Source organism: Sphingobium sp. LB126 (assembly GCF_002795205.1).
Classification (GTDB): domain Bacteria; phylum Pseudomonadota; class Alphaproteobacteria; order Sphingomonadales; family Sphingomonadaceae; genus Sphingobium; species Sphingobium chungbukense.
The window spans coordinates 67,926-86,068 of sequence record NZ_NETV01000004.1; the positions used below are offsets into that span (position 1 = coordinate 67,926).

Sequence of the window (18,143 nt, forward strand, 5' to 3'; positions counted from 1 at the left end):
CGCGGTGCCGGCATATGCAAGTAGAGCAACGATGGCGTGGGAATTTGACGAAGGTGGCAAGTTCGGCAGCGAAAAGGCCGCCGAGGACTATGCGCGGCGCAATGGCCTCAGCAACGCGGACTTCCGCACCCGGCGCAACGGCGACCAGGTCGAACTGGAGATCCGCCGCTCCGCGCTGGACGGGCGCCAGCTTCGCGATGGCAATGAAGGCCGCAAAGACGGCTGGTTCTGACCGAGATCAAGGACGGCAATAGCCGTGCTCGGGGAAATATCCAGCCGCGACCTGAACGATCGCGTCGCGGCGGCTCTGCCGCTGCGCTACCCTTCGATTAGGGACATTGAATGCATCGGCTTCTATCTGGCGCACTCCCTTATGTCTGATGCCGACGAGCGCCATCAGACATAGTATTTGAAGGGCTGCTTCTCCTGTCCTTTCGCAGATCCCATCGTCAAAACGTCACCTACCATTCGCGCAAATCGCACCGTCACCGGCAGGCCGTCATTAAAGTTGCAACTGTTGTAGTTGATTTTGGTGAGGCCCATGATGTCCGCAAGGACCGTGCGAATGTCGGGCTTCGCATTTTTGCTCCTCATCACCGTGACATGAAGCGGATTGGGCGTCTCAGGTCCGATGTAGGTGTCGAGCTGCGGCACGTAGCCGGTCGTCCAAAGGTAGGCGGTCTGCTGGTCAAGCAGCAGCGCGGTGCCGCGGAGGACGGGATAGTCGCCGTCGCGGAACAGCTTGGTCTCGCCGCCCGTCGTCCGGATACGCACGCCTACGACGTTGGTGCCCTTTGGTGCCGCCGCGCAGAAGGCATCCCACTCCTCGTCGTTGAAATAGGTCTGGCCATGAATGAATAGCTCCTTCGGAGGCTCACCATGCATCTCGATGTAGGTTTCGAGGACCATGTTCAGGAGGCGCTTCGCAGCGTCTTTCTTGAGATGATATTCGTAGTCGCCGGTCTTCCACGGACCGTTCGCGCCGCGGAAGACGACGCCGTCGCCTTCATTCAAGAACATCTGAGCAGCGCAGCAAGCGTGACCCTCAGGATCTTGGGGCAGGCTTTTATAGACCATACCGATGTAGCAGACACCGGGTCGAACCGTCGCCAAGCGCCAAGGCGGTTTCGGCTGGGTCTTGTAATAGAGACCGGTCGCGAGGTTCCACGCCACCGTGGCGGCGTCCTGCGTCTTGCGCACCGGATACCCGGCTTTGTTCAAGTACGCGTCAGGCGCCAGGGTTGTCTCGCGGACGAGCTGGGTGGGCGCGATCGTCAGGAACTCGGCCTTGATACGCCGATGGAAGTCTGGGACGTCGCTGAAGATATCCTCATTGCTCTGGTCGATAACGCCGGCGGCGGCGAGTAGTGGGAGGCTCTCCTTCACCTTCTGTCGGCGTTTGAAGTCGCCCACCTCCATCGCAACGCCCGCGCGCTTCGAACCAGGCCGGCAGCGCTCGTAGACGATCTCGGGCAGGACAAGGACCCACACGTCGACCGCCTGTTCCTCGTTCCGGAGATGCTTGCGCACCCGATCGATGTAGAGTTTGGCCACCTTGTCGACGGCCTCATGCAGGTTGAGGATGCTGGTCGCCTTGTCGATGTCAGCCAGCGGGATCGAGAGAGTGCTCACCTCGTCCGGTTCGAATGTGATGCCAAACGTCTCTTCTAGACCGGGGAAGTTGGCGAGATGCAGTCGGTCCTGTTTTTCGCCTTTGCCGGGCGGCGGGACCGCAACCACCTGCTGCAACTTGCGCGCCCAGCCACGGAAATGGCTGATGCCGTCTGTCGTGCCAACAACACCGACGCGAATTTCGCGCGTTTTCTTGGCGCGGGCATGCGGCCCATAGAGAAAGAGCCCGTCCTTCGGGTGCGGACTTGGCTGGCCATAAGCAAACTCAAGCTCGGGTTCGTGGAGGTGCTCGACAATCAGCGATGTCTCGGCGAACTTCATGCTGCCACCTCTTCTTCGTCGGCTTCGGGGCGGCCAAGCGTGCTGATATCCGTTTCCTCCTCATCGGCGTCCAGGGCGTCGGGAAGGTCGGTGCTAACAGGCGACGAAAACAAGATGGGGGCAGCTTCCAACACCGCGTCCGCCGTCGCGGAAAGGCGTAGCCTGATGTAAGCGGATTCGCCCGAGATAAGCTCCAGAAATGCCAGCATCCGGCCATACCATTGCTTGTTCCTCCAGCCCTTGCAGATCGTCCGCCTGAGCCGATGCAACTTCTTGGCATCCTCGATCTCGAGGCCCGCCGGCGTGCCATTGTCACCTGCAAAGAGCACCCGCGACTTGAGCTTAAAGTGCCAAAACGGCCAAAAAGCGGGGAGGGCAGTCACGCCAAACTGCCAGATATGGCCCTTCGCGACGTTGCGCAGCATCGACGACCTGCGCGCACCTTGTTTGCCCCATGGAATGCGCTGGCCCGTGGCGGCGAGATCCGGCGAAGCATGAAATCCGACACCTCCCGAATATTGATATTCCAGGAGTCCGCGCTCTTTGCAGAACTCGTACCAAGCCCTCTTCAGCATCACGTTGATGATGTTCTGGGCCGGCTGCTTCTCAAGCCGCAGCTTGTCGTCGCCGTTCTCGACGAACGTCTTGAGGGGTATGCTGCGTTTGAGCTTGAAGCGCCCGACCGATGCAAAGCCGTCGTCGATTTCGTCTTGGTCCGCGAATGACAGGAGGCCGCGGCCCTGCACCGCGATGGGGTAAGCGTGGGTTGCGGCAGCGCGCTTCAGGCGATCGGCATCGATCACGCCAGTCGCCTCGTAAAAATGGATTGCATCCGGCGCTTCAACGACGCGAAGCCAGTTTGACGTCAACCGTTCGGGCTCATTTTTGAGCGGAATCGCACCCCGCCGCCGGAACAGCTCCCAGTTCGGGTCAATCACGGCCCCTTCCGTGCGGCGAGGAGCTTTCTGGCGCTTGAGAGCCTCAGAAAGCGTGCTCAGACCCTCTCCCCATCCGCGAACGAAATCGACTGCGATCGCGTCGCCCAGACCCTTCATCTTGCGGCCCTGCTCAAGCTTTAGCTGGATGATGAAGCGCGTGTCGCCGATCGCCTTCGCAACATCGAGCGCGATGTCCAGGTCGTCCTGTATCGCTTGGTCGTCGGCCGTGGCATTGCGGCAGACGAGCAAGACCTTGGCGGCGCGGTGCTCAATGGCGCGGTTGATTTCGCGCCGCCAGCGATCACCTGGCTGCAATGTCAGGATGTCGGCAAACACCTGGTAGCCCTCCGCTTCGAGTTTCGGCGCGAGCCACAATGCGAACTCGTCATCGGCTGGGGAAGACTTGAGGAGGAATAGCGTGTCTCGAGCCGGAGGCTCTGCTGAAGAGTCAGCGTCGCCCGGCACGGGCAGCAGGTTGGCGAGCGCCGGCGGGATCGGTGCTGGCTTCGGGAGGGCGTCGGCGACCGCCGCGGTGACTGAGGTGGTGCCGGAAATTCGGACAGGGTGCTAAGCTCATCCCGACCTGAAGGAATGGACGGGAATGAAGACGACGAGAAAGCGCTACAGAGCCGAGTTCAAGGCGAAGGTGGCGATGGAAGCGATCCGTGGCGATCTGACGCTGGCGGAACTGGCAGCGAAGCATGGCATCCACCACACGATGATCGGGGCATGGAAGCGCCACGCGATGGATGGGATGGCCAGCCTATTCGATAATGGCGATCAGAGCTCGAAGGCTGCTAGTGAGGCGGAAATCGAGAAGTTGCACGCCAAGATCGGGCAATTGCTGGTGGAACGCGATTTTTTGGCGAAAGCCTCCGGTCGATGAGCGTGGCCTGGAGGCGATCGAAGATCGAGCCGGCACACCAGCACCTGTCGATCGCGATGCAGTGCCGGCTGCTGTCGATCAGCCGGTCGTCCTACTACTACACGCCGGTGCCGGAAACCGACGAGACGCTGGCGCTGATGACGGTGATCGACGAGACGTTCATGGAATGTCCGTGGTACGGCAGCCGTCAGATGGCGCGGCATTTGCGGCGTCTGGGTCATGCGATCGGCCGCCGCCGGGTCCGGCGGCTGATGGCGGTGATGGGGCTGACGGCAATTTACCAGCGTCCTCGCACAAGCGATCCGCATCCCGAGCATCGGATTTATCCCTATCTGCTGCGCAATCTGGAAATCACGCGCCCCAACCAGGTCTGGTGCGCGGACGTGACCTATCTGCCCATGCGCCGGGGTTTCCTCTATCTGGTCGCCATCATGGACTGGGCGAGCCGCAAGGTGCTGGCCTGGCGGCTATCGAACACCATGGACGCGGGCTTTTGCGTCGAGGCCCTGGAGGATGCGCTGGCCCGTTTCGGCAAACCCGAGATCTTTAATACCGATCAGGGCAGCCAGTTCACCAGCAATGCCTTCACCGGTGTGCTGCGCGCAGCCGAGATCAAGATCAGTATGGACGGCCGGGGGCGCTGGATGGACAATGTCTTCATCGAGCGGCTCTGGCGGTCTGTGAAGTATGAATGCGTCTATCTGCACGCCTTCGAGACCGGATCTGAACTGCGTGCCGGCCTTGGCCGATGGTTCGCCTATTATGACAGCCATCGTCCTCATTCACGCCTTGCAGGGAAAACCCCTGCCGAGGCATATGGGCAAATCGGCGCTTCAAATCCTGGGGGGCATGCCCCCCAGGATTTGATCACTCAAATGGCGGCATGAACGACAACCGGGATGAGCTTAATTTAGCCGCCAACCTGTCCAAGAAGGCGAGGCCACCTCAGACGATCGTTTTGAGGACGGCCGTGTTCTGACCCCAAAGCTTCTGGTGCGCCGTCTCGATATCGGGATATTTTCGCAGCAGGGCGTTCAGGTCGCTCGGGCCAAATATGTCGCCGGTGCTTTGGAGCGCGGGCCCGATTGTCGCCACCAGGGTTGCCTTGTTCTTCGGAGTGAGCGGCGCCGACGTGGCGAGGACGTAGCGCGCGGGCTGAAGCGCATCGATACTGGTGCGCTCGCTCTTCATCTTCGAGTTCAGCTTCGAAGCGCCGGACCCGATGTAATGCTTTGCCTGCAGAATGATGTTGCCGTCGGCCGCCGCATGGCGGCCATCCATGCCGTCATCTGGCCCTTCGGGAAACGCCTCAAACCGGACGCCCAACTCCCGCCCGATCAGGTCACGCGCGAGATCCTCGAAATCGGAGTGGGAGAGTGACGAGAAATCATAATCCATTCGAGCTGTTTGTGGGATCAATTGGTACGGGGTCAAGGAACTCGAAGATAAGATCACCCACGGTGTGCCATCCGTGACACTTTACCCAGAAACGCTTGGTAAAGTGTCATTGATGACAATCACTTGGCTGAAGGAGGGGGCTTTCCTGAAACTGCTGCCCGAACGATGAAGGCATGTTAGCTAGGGGGCCTGGGCCAATAACGAGAATCGTCACCTGAATGCCGCACCACATCTTCTACTCCTGGCAGAGCGACACCGATAATCGAATTGGCCGCGGCTTTATCCAGCACGCGTTGGATCGTGCCATCCGCGCTGTGAACGCGGACGCGGACGTCGATCCTGCCGATCGCAATGTGCAGGCCGACCGCGATACGGTCGGGGTATCGGGCATGCCGCCTCTGGCCGAAACGATTTTCGGCAAGATCGACCGCGCTGTCGCCTTTCTCTCCGACCTCACGCATGTCGCGACGCGGGCAAAAGGGCAGCTTTCGCCCAATCCCAATGTCCTGCTCGAGCATGGTTGGGCGCTGAAGTCGCGCGGGTGGGCCAGGATGATCGGCGTGATGAACACGGCCATGGGTCACCCGGACGAGCATCCCCTCCCGTTCGACCTGACCCATTTCAAGCGGCCGATCCTGTTCTACTGCCCGCCGGATGCGACGGACGAGGATCGCCAAGCGGCCCGGCTCGGGCTGCAGAAGGATCTGGAGACCGCGCTTCGCCTGATCCTCGATGACGAGGTCCTGCGCGCGGCGCAGCCGCCGGAACAGCCACATCCTCACGATGTCGAATTGCTCCAGCGGTTCCGGACCCAGATCCCGGAGCGGCTACGCCAGTTCCTGCGCGAGCATAACTTCGGCGAACCCTATCCGCGAAAGGCGCTCGATCCGCTCGGCGATATCGCTGCCACATGGGCCGGGGCTGAGTTCGATTTCGAGGATCAAGTCCTGCAGGAGGCGGGCACGGCGCTGCGTGCGGCCAATAGCTCGCTGATGGAGCTGGTCTACGAACGCACCCATGTCATGGACCGCAATCCGAATATGGCGTGGCCGAGAACCGACTATAACGTGAAGCACGGCACCCAGCAGGGCACGCACGATGCCATCAGGGAATTGAATGCGCGATCTACGACCCTGATCGAAGCGATCGACGCTTTCGAGAAGGCCGGCCGCTCGCGGGTCCGTATCGCGGCGCCGGCGCCGGCAGCGCCGCAGGTCGATCCCCGGTGGGAAGCCGCGAGGCAGGCAGCAGGGGAGCTTGCCGCCGACCGCATGCGGGGCGGGCTCCCTGAGATCGTCGCCGTTCCCAGCATGATCCTCCGCCTCGTTCCTCTTGCCGCGATGGATCGGCCTTCCCTTGACCCGAAGGTCGTGCTGGCCGCCGCATCGCGTTTTCCGCCTGACACGCAGGTCAGGGTCCAGTCGGATTCCGACGAGCGTCAGTGGTGGAGTTTCGGGCTGCCGCTGATCCGCACGGACAACAATCCCGAAACCAGATGGCGGACCCGCTTCGTGCGCCCTGGTGTCATCGAATATGAAGCGACCATTGGTGGTCGTGTCGATGATGCGGACGAGCAAATCCTCGTTGATGGCCGAGCGCTTGAAGGATCGATCGTGGCGCATGTTGAACGGCTAGCCGGCGTCCTCGCGGCGATCGGCCTAGCCGGACCAGGTCTGGTTTCCATCGCCTTGCGCGGCGTTGAGGATGTTGAGCTCACGCGGTCCCGTGGGGGCGGCAGGACGATACGAAAGCCGGAGCTGTTCCTACCCGAGTTGCAGGCGGAGGATCTTTCCGCCGCCATGCAGCCTCAGCTGCGCGACCAGTTCAATATCCTGTGGCAGGCGTCCGGATGGGCCGATGGCTCGCCGTCGTTCGGCTGACGAGCGACACCATGATCCTCAAGCCTCCTCCGCCTGAAACGGGAGACATCGGACTCGCGGGTTTTCGCGCGGCGGCCAAGCTTTACGAGGACACGCTGCGCAACAGGACCTACCGCGAGCTCTACCGAAAGGATCTCGCGAAGTGGCAGAAACTCTATGGGACGCTTGCGGGAAAGCGCGCGCCGGGCTCGGCCGCGGCGACGCACTTTGCGCGGCTGTCGGCGCTCTGTGGTGAGCTGCTCTCGGAATATGGCCCGGAGGCTCCACCGAAGAAGCGACCGTCCAAGGCAGTCGCCCCGGTTTCGCTGACCTACCCCGATTTCCCTGAGGAGATCACCCACCGGATCCACTTCCTGGAAGGACCGGGTATCCGCCGGCAACGCGCCGTTGAGCTGGCTACCTATGCGCCGGCCGTGTCGCGACAAACCTCTCCGCGCGGGCGCGCGCTCATCTCGATCGGGGTGCGCAAGGATCAGGTCCGGTTGTTCGAGCGCATTGTGGAATCGATCGGTGATCTCGCCACGGGCGACTATTCCGTCGCCGGCTTCGATATCGGCTATGTCATGCGGCCCGACGGAATTCCGCAGGGCCAATCCTGGACGTCCAATCCGCTCGATCCGACGTTGCCGATTGCGCGCATTTGGAACGAGAATGAAAAGGCGAGGGGTTACGGCTTTCAGGCCCGACTGCTTGGCCCCCAATGGCGGGGCGTCGACGGCAAGGGTCTTCCCGAAGACTTGCCCGACCTGACCGCAGGACCATGGGATCCAGATCCGCACTGGCAGCGTGTGCTCGAGCTTACGGAGGCTGATCGCCTCGACGAAGCGCTGGCCCTGGTGGAAGCCATTCCCGGCCGTGACCGCGAGCCGTTGTTCGACGAGGTCATCTATCTGCGGTTTCTCACCAAGACGCCGCTGCAGGCCCAGGATATCCGCGTCCTGGCCCGCAAACATGCCGAGAACTCGCTTATCGCCGGGCGACTGCTCGAGGAATTCGATGCTTTCCTCGACCATCTCGACGCCCAGTTCGCCTTGGAACCGCCGGTCCTTGAGGAGATGACCCGGTTGCGACCGGATTTTGGATCGTCGATGATCCCGCCGCTGCCACAGGCTGCCGATTGGGCGACATACCGGCGCCACATGGCGCAATTCTCCAACCCGAGCGGTCAGCGCGGCCGAATCTTCTCGAGGAATATCGGCGTCGCCGACACCGGCGCTTCGGAGTTTTTCGCGAACTCCATGGTGGCGGCCGAGGAAGCGTTTCGCCGGGAGCGTTCCATCCCTGAGATAGGGCGTGGCTGGGTGTCCGAGGTCGCGCTTTTCGATCTGGTTCGCTCGATTTGGCCCTCAGCGGTCCACCAATGGCGGCCGGCGTTCCTCGGTATGCAGTCCATCGACATCCATGTGCCGGAACTGGGCCTCGCAATCGAATATCAGGGACAGCAGCATTATGAACCGATCGCGCTCTTCGGCGGACAAGAAGGCTTCGAGCTTACCTGCGCGCGGGACGCGAAGAAGCGGTTGCTGCTCGCGCGTCACGGCACGCGTTTGCTCGAATGGCGCTTCGACGTGCCTGTAACCAGGGCCGCCTTGGTCAGTCAGCTCGCCGCAATGGCGATCGTCCTTCCAGATTAGAGCGCGAGCGCCTTTTGCCGCGGACCGCTCGTGATCTCTTCGACAACGAAGGTCCGCGCCGGGGGCGTTTCCAGCAGCTCGATTTCGGGGATCGTGTAATCGAGCCACTGCATCCGCTGTCGGCGCAGGATGATCGCGCCATGGCGATCCTGATACCGGCTGACCTCTGGATTGGCGGCGACCGTGATGACCCGGAACGACAACGGCCACTCGGCCAGCGCCGGCTCCCAGACCGCCGCCAGGTAGAAGAAGTTGCCGTCGTCGAGCTTCACTCGATACTGCTTGTCGCCCACGGTCATGTGAAATTCGGACGCCGGCACGAGGCAGCGCTGGTTGGGAAAGGTCTTCCCCTCCGATCGCGCGAACCGATACGACGTGCCGTCGCTAAAGCGGGGATTGGAGCCCCACCGCGCCTCGACCATTTCCACTTCTTGCATATCGTCCGGATTTCGCCGGATGATGGGCAAGAGCTTCTCGAGGGGAGCCTCGGAGTCGAAGGCTGTTGGCGTCGCCATACAAAGAACATATACGGAACGAACTTGAGTCGCAAGGGCGAGCGGAACGGATGATCGATGTGCAATGACTATCGTTTGGAGGTCGACATAGCCTCGATTGTCGAGGATTTCGACGACCTCAAGATCAAGATCAAAATGCCCGAGGGTACGCCGAATGTCGCGGCCCGCGAGGATATCAAGATCAGCGATATCGCGCCGATCGTCCGCAGCGGCGAGGGCAGGGGTGTGGGCGAACTCGTCAATCGACGATGGAGCTGGCCGGGGCACAACGGCAAGCCGGTCTACAATTATCAGTCGGAAGGGCGCGAGTTCTCCTCGCATCGCTGCCTGATCCTTGCCGACGGATTCTACGAGTTTACGCAGCCCGAGGATCCCAAACAGAAGCGCAAGACAAAGTGGCTCTTCACGATGCGAGACCATGATTGGTTCTGCATCGCGGGAATCTGGCGGTCGACGGCGGAGGGCGAGGCCTTCACATTGCTGACCACCGAGCCGGGCGAGGACATCAAGCCCTATCACCGGCGGCAGATAATCCCGCTTCCGCGCGATTCCTGGGCCGACTGGCTCGATCCGTCCGTACCGGCGAACGAGGTGCTGCGCGTCCTTCCGAAGGGTAGCCTCATCCCCACCCAGGTCTATCCGCCGCCGAGCCAGCAACAGGCGCTCTTGTGAGCCAGCGCCGGGAAGCTGCCGGAGATCCGGCTTGAGCGATCCAGATCGTCACCATTTCCTGCCGCAGTTCTATCTGTCCCGATGGGCGAACGGTCAGGGGCAGCTCTCGACCTATTCGCGCCAGCGCGGGAAACTCTTTGTGCGCGAATACGCGCCCAAGTCGATCGGGGCAGAGAAGGGCCTCTACGCCCTGAACGGTGTGGCGCCGGAGCATCGAAACGCGATCGAGCGTGAGTTCATGGGGCCGGAGGTGGATGACCCGGCTTCGCGGGCGCTGCGTATTCTGCTGAGCGAAACCCGGCCGGTCCTGCCGATGGATCTGCGCATGGCGTGGGTTCGTTTCCTAATGTCCTTGCTTGTCCGCCTGCCAAACCTTCTCAGGAAACTAAAGGCCGATGCGTCAGAGATGCTGGCGCAGGAAATCATCAAGCGGCCCGAGGAATATGAAGCGCTGCGGCGGGCTATCGATCCGCCAACCCTCATGGAGTTTTTGCGCGAGCGTGGCATTGATGGCCTGGTCGAGGATTTCGGCACCACCCTCATCCCCGGCCTGGTCGAGCTTCCGCAGATGAAAGCCGACATTGCGCGGATGGACTGGCGCGTCTTTCATTTTCGCGACGGGCCCTACGGACTCGTTACCAGCGACTTCCCGATCTGCATGCTGCCCGGGCTCGCGTCACCGGACTGCCTGATCTCGCTGCCGTTGTCGCCGACGGCGATCTTCCTTGCCAGCTACAGCAGTGATCTCCTGAATCAGCTTGATGCCCTTCAGCCGCCAGCGCTGATCGACAGCGCGAACCGCATATCGATCCAGAGCGCGCAGCAATATGTCTATGCCGACAACAGGCAGTATTATGATCTCGTAGATCGCTTCCTCGAGCCCGTTTCTCGCGGGCCCGAATAGCCTTTCTGACTTTCCGATGCCGCGGCTGCTCGTCGAGCCTTGAACCCTCTCCCATTGTGATAGAAGAAGCCGATGAACCTCGAAGAAGACGCCAACATCTTTTTCCGGATTTCGGCCGATTTCCCGCGAGAGGATGTCGAGGCGATTGCGTCGAGGCTCGCCGGTTCTAACAGCCTCATCCCAGGGTTCATTGCGCCAGCGGCGGGCTTGGTGTCGATCGAAGCTCTTCTCTATGCGGAGCTCATTGACCGGTCGAGCACCGTCGTGCTGGTCGATCGCAATGTAGCGTCGCGGATGGCGAAGATTGCGAAGGAAGGGGTGCGCAGGCCGCTCGATGGTCCCACCCAGGTTGCCGTCGACCTCATGGCCTTGTCTCAATCCATGAATTTGGACCTGGAGCCGGTGATTGCTTTTCGTGAATTGGCGCACGCGCACGGAAACGAAGCCGCGCTTGAGGAACTGCAGTGGTTTCGTTCCGCCGATGTTGGGCAGGCGCATGCTTGGATCGATGTGGCTCTCGGCAGGGCTGACGCCCTTCCGTCGACCGGCCCGGCTGACCGCGAAGAGTATGACCTCGCGCAGCCATTCCATCGTTGGCGCTGCAATTACGTGGTGCTGCTCAAGGCTGCTGAACTCGAACTCTCACCGATGAGTCCGCGCGAGCGTGCCGAGAGGCTCTATCAGTGGATGGCCAGCGATTTCATCATCGCCGGACCCGCAGCGCTCTATAGCTCGATGTTCTTCTCGCCGTTCGCCGCCAAGGCGGGGCTGTTCAAGCAGCTCCGGTCGCCGGATCGGCAGCGAGCGCTAACCGGAATCCGCAATGCCGCCTGGGATGTCACGTATCTGAGTGATCTGTCACGGAGAGCGATGACGGAGCCTTACGAGACCAAACGGTTCCTGCTGGCAACAGCCGACAGAGCGCTCGCTGAGATCGCGCCGCTCCTCTTTATCGACGCCGAGGACATGGCAGGCTTCGAGACAGCGCTCGCTGCGAGAGTGGAGCCATGGTGGCGAGGTGATGCCGCAGCGGTTGCACGCTTCGCGACCGACGCCATGGCAGAGGCAGAAAGCCGGCCGCCTCCGGAAGGTCCCGAGGGTGTAGACGACTATGTTGGCTATCTCATGGGGCTCGGCGAGCAGAAGATTCTCGGCGGCTAGCGGAAGTCGCGCGGCTTGACCTTGATCCCCTCGGTCTGCCGTCCCGGAACGATGCCCGAGCCTAGCCGCAGATCAGGAATGAAGATGTCGCGCGGCTGCCGGCCGAGCGGCGATTCCGGGTCGCGTGGATCAGGGCGCATCGGGCTTTTGACCACGTCGGCACGGCTTAGCCGGTAGATATCGGCGACATCTGCCCGGTTGCCGACGCTCGCGAGCAGCGGCGACAGGTCTTCGAGCCGCTGCGCGATCACATGGATCACCTCGCCCTCGCGCTGGACCTGACCCCGCACACCCATCATCGACGAACCCAGCACGATGCGTCGATGTTTCTCAAAGACATTCGTCCAGACGACGAGGTTGGCGACATTCGTTTCGTCTTCGAGGGTGATGAACATGACCCCTTTCGCCGAGCCCGGCTTCTGTCTGACCAGCACGATCCCGGCGAGATTGATCCAACGGCCGTCCTTCACGGATTGAAGTTCCTCGCATGTGATTATCTTGCGGCTGCGCAGCTCGTCGCGCAGGAAGGCGAGGGGATGGGCACGTAGCGACAGACCGGACGCGCGATAGTCCTCGACGACTTCAGCGCCGGCGCCCATCGGCGCAAGAATGACCGTCGGTTCGATCGCTTCCTCTCGCAGCTTGCCCTCTCGCTCGTCGGCCGCGGCGAACAGCGGCAGCGCCGCGTTGCCGAGTCCCTTCACGCTCCATAGTCCCTGGCGCCGGGTGCTCCCCAGCGATCCAAATCCGTCGGCCTCGCCGATACGGTCGAGAGCGCCCCGGCCTACGCCCGATCGGCGCTGGATTTCTTCGACGCTCTCAAAGGCTTGATCGGCGCGCGCGGTGACGATGGCTGCGGCGTCCTTATTGGCAAGATCAGTCACCATGCGCAGACCCAGACGCACGGCGAGGTAGCGGCCGCCCGTGGGCTCCAGCGTGCAATCCCAGCGGCTGTGGTTCACGTCGATCGGGCGAACCTCAACCCCGTGCTGCCGCGCGTCGCGCACGATCTGAGCGGGCGCATAGAAGCCCATGGGCTGGGCGTTCAGGAGGGCCGCGCAGAATATGTCGGGGTGATGGCACTTCACCCAACTGCTGGCATAGGCGATCAGCGCGAAGCTCGCTGCGTGGCTTTCAGGGAACCCATAGGAGCCGAATCCCTCAATCTGCTTGAAAGTACGCTCCGCGAAATCCTGATCGTAGCCGCGTGAAACCATGCCATCGATCAGCTTGTCCCGAAAATGGGAGACGCCGCCGGTGAGCTTGAAGGTAGCCATTGCCCGGCGGAGGAGGTCGGCTTCGCTCGCGGTGAAGCCGGCGCACTCGATCGCCACGCGCATCGCCTGCTCCTGGAACAGCGGTACGCCCAAGGTCTTCTCGAGCACCCGTCGGAGCTCTTCGGTGGGGTAGGTAACCTCCTCCTCGCCGTTTCGACGCCGGCGGTAAGGGTGGACCATATCGCCCTGAATCGGTCCCGGGCGGACGATCGCCACCTGAATTACCAAATCATAGAAGGTACGCGGCGCCATCAGCGGAATGGAAGCCATCTGCGCGCGACTCTCAATCTGGAAAACGCCCAAAGTGTCTGCTTTGCGGATCATCGCGTAGGTCGCCGGATCCTCTGCCGGTATCGTGGCGAGATCGAGTTTCACCCCTTTGTCGGCCTCTAGGAATTCAAACGCTCTCCGCATGCACGATAACATGCCGAGGGCTAGGACATCGACCTTCATGAACCCCAATAGGTCGATATCGTCCTTGTCCCACTCGATGACTTGTCGGTCCTCCATTGCCGCTGGCTCGATCGGAACGAGCTCGTCGAGCCGATCGCGGGTGAGCACGAACCCGCCTGGGTGCTGCGATAGATGCCGCGGCGTATTGATGAGCTGCCGCGCCAGCTCCAGCGTCAGCGCGAGCCGCCGATCGCTGAGGTCCATGTTGAGCTCTTCGGCATGCTTTTCCTCGACGCCCTCGCGACTCCAGCTCCAGACCGCACCGGAGAGGCCGGCCGTCATGTCCTCGCTGAGACCCAGCGCCTTGCCGACGTCGCGGACCGCGCCGCGTGCACGATAGCGGGTCACGACCGCCGTCAACGCAGACCGCGTCCGGCCATAGGTCTCATAAATCCACTGGATCACTTCCTCGCGGCGCTCATGCTCGAAATCGACATCGATATCGGGCGGCTCGCGCCGCTCGGCCGAAACGAAGCGCTCGAACAGAAGCTCAGATCGGACAGGATCGATCGACGTGATGCCGAGTACGTAGCAAACCGCGCTGTTCGCCGCTGACCCTCGCCCCTGACAAATGATCTCACGCCGCCGCGCCTCGGCGACGATCGAATGGACCGTCAGAAAATACGGTGCGTATTCCAGATCGGCGATTAGCTTCAATTCGTGCTCGAGCTGGGTACGGACCTTGCCCTCGATTCCTTCAGGATAGCGCTCGGGCGCCTTTTCCCAGGTGAGCCGCTCCAGCTCTTCCTGCGGCGTTCGACCAGGAACGCTGATCTCGTCCGGATATTGGTAGCGCAGCTCTTCAAGACTGAACGTGCAGCGTTTTGCTACCTCCAGTGTGCGCGAGACCGGGGTGGCGTCGTTGAGATAACGGCGGAAGAGCCGGTCCATTTCCTCGCCGGTCTTCAGGTGGCGGTCTGCAAATCGTTCGCGCCGATCGCCAAGCTCGTCGATCGTGCATCGCTCTCGGACGCAGGTCACGACATCCTGCAGCATCCGCCGATCTGGCGAATGGTAGAGAACATCATTGGTGGCGACGGTCGGCACGCGGGCGGCGGCCGCCATGTTCGCGAGATCGCGCAGTCGGATCGCGTCCTTCGGCCGGCGGCGAATGGATAGCGCTAGATATAGGCGATCACGGAAGATCCTCCTGGCGCGCGAGAGCGCCCCTTCGGCCACCGTATCCGCGCGGTCCGGAACAAGGATCGCAATGAGACCCTCATGCCACTGCTCGAGGTCGGGCCAGTCAAGGTGGCAGGCACCCTTTCCAGCGCGCTCTTTGCCGATGCTCAGCAAGCGGCACATATGCCCATAGGCGGCGCGATCAGTCGGGTAGACGAGAAAGGCCGTGCCATCCACGAGATCCAGGCGGCAACCGATGATCGAACGTACGCCTGTCGTCTTCTCGGCGTCCCAAGCCCGCACGACGCCCGCCACGGAACTGCGATCGACGATACCGAGCGCGGGCAGTCCCAGCAGAGCCGCGGCAGCAAACAGCTCTTCGGGCGATGACGCGCCGCGCAGGAAGCTGAAATGCGTCGTGACCTGCAGCTCGACATAGCGGGCATCGCTTGTCATGCGAATGCGCCATGGATGAACCAGCGCATGTTGCCGGTGGCATGGCTGGTCCCGTCGCCTAAGCGAAACAGCCAGTAGCGGCCACCCGTTTGGGTCTCGACCTGATAATAGTCGCGGACAGTGAGGGCCTTTTCAGCTTCAATCCCGCTCTCACGCCACCATTCGCCATGGAGGCGTTCCGGGCCGTCCCCCTGGGTCACACGGTATCGTTTGCGCCGCCAGATGAACATGCGCGGAGCATCGTCCGGCAGAAGCGCAATCACTTCGATCGGCTCGGGCCGATGCAGCAACCGAGCGGGGCGGGGCAGGGCATCATCCCATCCCGCATCGGTGATTTTGCTCAGGGCCGGCAGCATGGTCGTGGAGCGCTCTGGCATCGCGCTCGCTTGTGGACTGACCCGGTGAAGGCTGCGTTGGCCGAACCGATTGGCTAGAGCATCGACCAGAGCCGCGAGGTCTGGACCCTGACGCCCGAGGCTATCGAGCCCTTCGCCCTGTGTTGAACCCAGAGCTTCGACGAGCGGGGTGACCAACGTCATGGCTTCGATGCCTTCGCCCGGCTCGATCGTCTCGATTTTGGCGCAGAGCAGCTTGGCGAGATGACGCGCATCACGAGACGCGGCGGCTGTTCCGACCCGGACCGCCTGATTGTGTCCGTCGACCCTATGGAAATAGCAATCGAGCCGGCGTGCGCCCTTGCCGATGTGGCTGAGCTGGTCGACGACATCGGACACGAGGTCGCCAATTACCAAGGCGAAGGCTTCCGGTGTCGCGATAGGCTCCATGAAACCCCGCCGAGCCTTTGGAAGGTGTTCGGGGAAGATCGGATCAATCGGCTCATGGAGCGTCCCCAACGCCTGGTCGAGACGTCGATGCAGCTCACGACCAAACCGCTTGGCAAGCGGTGGCCGCGGCGCGTCGATGAGCTGCTCAATGCGCTCGAACCCCAATTTTCGCAGGGCTTCGACATCACCTCCGGGAAGTCGGAGCGCCGATATCGGCAGAATCGCGATCGCCTTGCGGTGATCTCCGGGCTCGATTGTGACGGGCCGACCCGCAGGGACATGCCGTGCAACGGCGTGAGCACAGCCCGCAGTGTCGGCAACCGCGATTTGCACCGAGAGCCCGGACGCCGCGATGCGACGATGAAGATCCTTTAGGAGCGCCTTCTCCGTCCCGAACAGCGACGCGCAACCCGTGATGTCGAGCCAGAGCCCGTCCGGTGCATCGGGGGACACAAACGGTGAGTAGCGCCGACCTGCCCAGAGCGCGAGACGGCGCAGGCCCTCAAGATCCGCATCGGGCTCCGCGTCGACCACCCGGAGTTCTGGCGCCAGCGAGCGCGCTTTTGTGACTGTCATTCCTGGTTTGATGCCGAGAGCGCGAGCGCCAGCATCGATCGCTGCGATGACGCGGCGACCGTGGTCCGGGATGGCCGTCACCAGCGGCGCATCGCAGGCGATTGTATCGTGCCGCTCAGGCGACGAATTTGCGTTCTTCCTGCGCAGCCGGTCGGTCGACCAGTGCGGCAGGAAGAGCGATACGACCCGTTGCATCGCAGCCCTCCACAATCCAGCTGTGCGGATTTCCGCCGCGCACGCGTTCCAGCTCAACCCGCCAGCGTGGTCGCCCCAGGCTCGGAATGCCGAGATCTTCACTTGGGTGAGCCGTTACTCGCCAACGCGTTGCGGCCGCCGTTCCCTCGACGGCCTGTTCAACCCTGGAAGCGCGCCGGAAGACGAAGGCGGCAACGCCCGAACTTTCTGCTGCAAGCTGCAGGCGCTTGGAGGCAGTAGTCGAATATTTCTCCACCTCCCCGACCACCCCGGCAAGGCCTGGTTGGCGCAAACATTCCTCCATCGCGAGGAGCACGTTGGTATCGCTGCCAGCCTCGACGTGAATTACGCGGTTCGGATGCAGCCCCGCCAGGTGAAGGGCAGGGGCGAAGAGATCGCGCCAGCGGAGGCACCAGAAAACCGGACCCTCTACACGCGCGAGAATTCCGGCAAGGAATACGGTAGCGCTCGCCTCATCAGCCAGATCGGTACTGCCCGCGATCTCGTGAAGCGTGCCGGTGGCTATGCCACCGCCTGGCAGGCGACAATCAATGCTCTCGATCCCGAACGGAATGGCGTCGTGTCGCCCATCAGTGCCCTCGATCTGCGCGATGCGCGCACGTAGATCATCAAGGACGGCTGACTCGCGCATAGCATCACAGAGACTCGGAAGGTGATTAATTCGTTCCCTCTTTGTTCTGACGAGGGCGCACCAGAGTCAAGCGTGATGGAGATCGCCTCTCGCGCCGTCGCCGCAACGACCGGCGAAAAAGGGGCACATTTCCGACGCGAAAAAATTCGTGGTGGTCTCTTGGATAGCGGCCGACGTTGGAATCCGGCAGATTGCTCTGATGAACGATCTTAATGGCAAGTCTATCGCGGAGATGCTCGCGCTCCATGCCGCAATCAACGAGGAACTACGATCGCGCAATGTCTTGCGGTCTGCCAACAATCCGACGGGAGACCTGGCCGAATATCTCTTTTGCACAGCTTTCGGTTGGGAGCAGGAGGCCAATTCGAAGAAGGGCTTCGACGCGGCGGACTCGGACGGCGTCCGCTATCAGATCAAGGGCCGCCGGCTGCACAGGCGCAACAAGTCGCGTCAGATGTCGGCGATCCGGTCGACGGACGGTTTCGATATATTGGCCGGCGTTCTCTTTAACGACGACTTCTGCGTCATTCGCGCGGCGCTGATCCCTGCAAGCGTGGTGTTCGAGCGAACAAGCTTCGTCGATTATACGAAGAGCCATAAATTCTACCTTCGTGATGATGTGTGGGATGCACCAGGCGTGAGCGACGTTACCGAGCGCCTCCGGGCCGTCGAGCAGGCCTAGATAC

15 protein-coding genes are annotated in these 18,143 nt (G+C 62.1%); 8 read left to right on the forward strand and 7 right to left on the reverse strand.

Going from position 1 to position 18,143, the window contains the following annotated elements:
• Positions 1–31 precede the first annotated feature (31 nt).
• On the forward strand, positions 32–232 hold the full coding sequence (locus CAF53_RS24545) for a hypothetical protein (RefSeq protein ID WP_100239903.1): 201 nt from the start codon (positions 32–34) through the stop codon (positions 230–232).
• 164 nt (positions 233–396) lie between these two features.
• On the opposite strand, the gene CAF53_RS24550 is transcribed toward CAF53_RS24545, so the two are convergent.
• Entirely contained in the window at positions 397–1,953 is a 1,557-nt protein-coding gene (locus tag CAF53_RS24550; RefSeq protein ID WP_100239904.1) for a hypothetical protein, read from the reverse strand.
• On the reverse strand, positions 1,950–3,356 hold the full coding sequence (locus CAF53_RS24555; protein WP_277949225.1) for a toll/interleukin-1 receptor domain-containing protein: 1,407 nt from the start codon (positions 3,354–3,356) through the stop codon (positions 1,950–1,952). The genes CAF53_RS24550 and CAF53_RS24555 overlap by 4 nt, the downstream gene beginning before the upstream one ends.
• A 136-nt stretch (positions 3,357–3,492) precedes the next feature.
• On the opposite strand from CAF53_RS24555, the gene CAF53_RS24560 reads away from it, so the two are divergent.
• Positions 3,493–4,664, forward strand: a protein-coding gene (locus CAF53_RS24560) for an IS3 family transposase (RefSeq protein ID WP_100239906.1) whose coding sequence is annotated in 2 segments (ribosomal slippage) — positions 3,493–3,757 and positions 3,757–4,664 — 1,173 coding nt in all. Because the reading frame shifts where the segments join, the coding sequence is not laid out codon by codon here.
• 58 nt (positions 4,665–4,722) lie between these two features.
• Here the strand turns inward: CAF53_RS24560 and CAF53_RS24565 are convergent.
• Positions 4,723–5,175 (reverse strand): restriction endonuclease, encoded by a 453-nt coding sequence (locus CAF53_RS24565; RefSeq protein ID WP_157801369.1) that lies wholly within the window; start codon positions 5,173–5,175, stop codon positions 4,723–4,725.
• Between the two features lie 218 nt (positions 5,176–5,393).
• On the opposite strand from CAF53_RS24565, the gene CAF53_RS24570 reads away from it, so the two are divergent.
• Positions 5,394–7,055: a hypothetical protein gene (locus tag CAF53_RS24570; protein ID WP_100239907.1), complete on the forward strand. Its 1,662-nt coding sequence runs from the start codon at positions 5,394–5,396 to the stop codon at positions 7,053–7,055.
• Entirely contained in the window at positions 7,025–8,689 is a 1,665-nt protein-coding gene (locus CAF53_RS24575) for a hypothetical protein (protein WP_100239908.1), read from the forward strand. The genes CAF53_RS24570 and CAF53_RS24575 overlap by 31 nt, the downstream gene beginning before the upstream one ends.
• On the opposite strand, the gene CAF53_RS24580 is transcribed toward CAF53_RS24575, so the two are convergent.
• On the reverse strand, positions 8,686–9,204 hold the full coding sequence (locus tag CAF53_RS24580; RefSeq protein WP_100239909.1) for an SOS response-associated peptidase family protein: 519 nt from the start codon (positions 9,202–9,204) through the stop codon (positions 8,686–8,688). The two genes, CAF53_RS24575 and CAF53_RS24580, sit on opposite strands and share 4 nt — an antisense overlap.
• 57 nt (positions 9,205–9,261) lie before the next feature.
• On the opposite strand from CAF53_RS24580, the gene CAF53_RS24585 reads away from it, so the two are divergent.
• The 3 genes from CAF53_RS24585 (at position 9,262) to CAF53_RS24595 (ending at position 11,941) form a co-directional block, all read left to right on the forward strand.
• The gene (locus CAF53_RS24585; protein ID WP_100239910.1) at positions 9,262–9,876 is read left to right on the forward strand and encodes an SOS response-associated peptidase; all 615 of its coding nucleotides are present in this window, start codon (positions 9,262–9,264) and stop codon (positions 9,874–9,876) included.
• A gap of 31 nt (positions 9,877–9,907) precedes the next feature.
• Positions 9,908–10,780, forward strand: coding sequence for a DUF4238 domain-containing protein (locus CAF53_RS24590; protein ID WP_100239911.1), 873 nt, complete (start codon positions 9,908–9,910; stop codon positions 10,778–10,780).
• A gap of 72 nt (positions 10,781–10,852) precedes the next feature.
• Complete coding sequence (locus CAF53_RS24595; protein ID WP_100239912.1) at positions 10,853–11,941, forward strand: hypothetical protein; 1,089 nt, start codon at positions 10,853–10,855, stop codon at positions 11,939–11,941.
• On the opposite strand, the gene CAF53_RS24600 is transcribed toward CAF53_RS24595, so the two are convergent.
• Genes CAF53_RS24600 through CAF53_RS24610 form a run of 3 tightly spaced genes read right to left on the reverse strand, consistent with a single transcriptional unit; the run spans position 11,938 to position 17,457 of the window.
• A complete protein-coding gene (locus CAF53_RS24600; RefSeq protein ID WP_010124808.1) occupies positions 11,938–15,249 on the reverse strand; it encodes an error-prone DNA polymerase in 3,312 nt (1,103 codons plus the stop codon). The genes CAF53_RS24595 and CAF53_RS24600 overlap by 4 nt on opposite strands.
• Positions 15,246–16,805, reverse strand: coding sequence for a DUF6504 family protein (locus tag CAF53_RS24605; RefSeq protein WP_029624425.1), 1,560 nt, complete (start codon positions 16,803–16,805; stop codon positions 15,246–15,248). Before CAF53_RS24605 ends, CAF53_RS24600 begins: the two co-directional genes overlap by 4 nt.
• Entirely contained in the window at positions 16,726–17,457 is a 732-nt protein-coding gene (locus CAF53_RS24610) for a hypothetical protein (RefSeq protein WP_010124803.1), read from the reverse strand. The genes CAF53_RS24605 and CAF53_RS24610 overlap by 80 nt, the downstream gene beginning before the upstream one ends.
• A 199-nt stretch (positions 17,458–17,656) precedes the next feature.
• Between CAF53_RS24610 and CAF53_RS24615 the strand changes: the two genes are divergently transcribed.
• Positions 17,657–18,139 carry a hypothetical protein gene (locus CAF53_RS24615; RefSeq protein ID WP_010124801.1) on the forward strand — a complete coding sequence of 161 codons (483 nt, stop codon included), beginning with the start codon at positions 17,657–17,659 and terminating at the stop codon, positions 18,137–18,139.
• Positions 18,140–18,143: the final 4 nt, after the last annotated feature.